The organism is Atribacteraceae bacterium, from assembly GCA_035477455.1.
GTDB lineage: Bacteria > Atribacterota > Atribacteria > Atribacterales > Atribacteraceae > DATIKP01.
This window is the reverse complement of the sequence record DATIKP010000152.1, coordinates 1-2,002: the sequence shown is the minus strand read 5'-3', so window position 1 is coordinate 2,002 and position 2,002 is coordinate 1. Positions and strand designations below refer to the sequence as shown.

2 protein-coding genes are annotated in these 2,002 nt (G+C 51.7%); one reads left to right on the top strand and one right to left on the bottom strand.

The features are described from left to right. Positions 1 to 298: 298 nt before the first annotated feature. Positions 299 to 1,720, top strand: coding sequence for an NADP-dependent phosphogluconate dehydrogenase (gene gndA / locus VLH40_08950; GenBank protein ID HSV32129.1), 1,422 nt, complete (start codon positions 299 to 301; stop codon positions 1,718 to 1,720). A 132-nt stretch (positions 1,721 to 1,852) separates the two neighbouring features. Here the strand turns inward: gndA and VLH40_08945 are convergent. Then, on the bottom strand, positions 1,853 to 2,002 hold a 150-nt coding region (locus VLH40_08945; GenBank protein ID HSV32128.1), incomplete at its 5' end, for an IS630 family transposase.

Here is a 2,002-nt window from a genome sequence, read left to right as displayed (position 1 = left end):
TTCAGCAGCACTGTAACCAGACGTGGTCTGATGCGTGCGAGAAAATGCCAGATGAGGCGTTGCTGATGGCAACGGGGCCTCGCTGAAGTGAGTTTTTGCAGCAAAATCAAAGGTAAACTTCTGACTGCTAATTTTTCATCCTCGTTGCAACCAGCCCCGCCAGCCGATAGACACATCTGGAATCCACACAACAATTTCATATTTCATATTTTTTAAGATACAATACAGACATTCTGAAGCCGAATGTAGGTTTACTCATCGCCAATTATGGTTTATTTTCAAGGGGGAGGAACCGGTTATGTCAAATAAATCAATGATTGCCATCATCGGGATGGCGGTTATGGGGCAAAACCTCGCGTTGAATATAGCCGGAAAAGGGTTCCCGGTAACCGTGTTCAACCGGACGACGGAAACCACGGAGCGCTTTTTCCGGGAAAGGGTCAACGGTGTTCCGATTCGCCCCACCTCAACACTGGAGGAGTGCATCCAATCTCTCGAAAAACCCCGCCGGGTCATGCTGATGGTCAAGGCAGGTCAGGCGGTGGACACTTTCTGCCAGAAGCTTTACAGTCTCCTTGGTCCCGGTGACGTGATTATCGATGGAGGGAATTCCCACTTTACCGATACGAATCGCCGTGTCTTAGAAGCGGAGCGACGCGGCCTCTTTTACCTGGGTACCGGTATCAGCGGCGGTGAAGAAGGCGCTCTTTCTGGACCCTCCATCATGCCTGGAGGCCACCGGGATGCTTATGAAGCCGTTCAAAATATATTGGAAAAATCCGCCGCTCAGGCTGAAGACGGGCCGTGTTGCACCTATCTGGGACCCGAATCGGCCGGACATTTTGTGAAAATGGTGCACAATGGTATCGAATACGCTTTTATGCAGGCCATCGCCGAATGTTACGATCTCCTCAGCAGGGGGTGTGGTCTACCGGCTGGCGAAATAGGCGACATTTTCCATGAGTGGAATGCTACGGAATCACTGGGCTCCTACCTGGTGGAAATCACCTGGAAAATCCTCAAACACCGGGACCAGGAAACGGGACAACCTCTGATCGACCTCATTTCCGACCAGGCTGAACAGAAGGGAACCGGCAAATGGTCATCTCAGGCCGCCCTGGATCTGGGGGTCCCCATCCCAGCCATTACGGCGTCGGTCGTGGCCCGGACACTGTCTTCCTACGTTGGATTCCGAAAAATGGGTACTACGATCTATCAACCGCCCGTTTTCACCTTCCCGCCCCGGGCGAAGCTAATCGACTCTCTCGGTCATGCCCTGTTTCTGGCCCAAACAACCGCATTTTCCGAAGGAATGCATCTTCTGGCCGAAGCGTCCCGGGAGTTTGCCTACCGCTTACCCCTTTCCGAGGTTCCCCGGATCTGGAAGGGAGGATGTATTATCCGCTCCCGGCTTCTTAAGCGCTTTCAAAGTGCCTTCGCCTCTCAAAATACCACGCTCTTGATACACAGCCCGGAATTTCGCGACGATATATCCCGGGCCCTCGACCCTTTACGCGAGGTCGTCGCTACGGCTATCTATGCCGGCATACCGGCCCCGCTTTTTTCGGCCAGCCTCGGCTACCTGGACGGATTTTGCTCACAACGTCTCCCCTCCAGCCTCATCCAGGCCCAGCGGGATTTTTTCGGCGCTCACGCTTTTCGAAGAATCGACCGGGAAGGTATTTTCCATGAACAGTGGGGGGAAAGGGATTCAGGATGAGACGAAATGAGGGATCTACAGAATAACCCTTCCGTAAATCGACATATTAGTACCTTACGGGTTTGAAACTGCAATAAAAAACAAGTTGTTATTGGGTTGTGGGCGAAGCTCACTTTAGCTGATAGCTAGTACTTAATTGCATAAGTTTACGATAGTATTTCTAAGCTGTCTACCTTTGACTTCCCTCTTGCGCCATGCAAATGGTCTTGCTGTAGGTCCATATGCAGCAACAAAAGCTTCAATTGCTTTGCGCAATTCTTCAGTGTTCTGAAAACCCGCTCC

Bases quoted from the DNA above. Each gene is read 5' to 3' on its own strand.
- gndA (HSV32129.1), top strand. From the start codon at position 299: ATGTCAAATAAATCAATGATTGCCATCATCGGGATGGCGGTTATGGGG.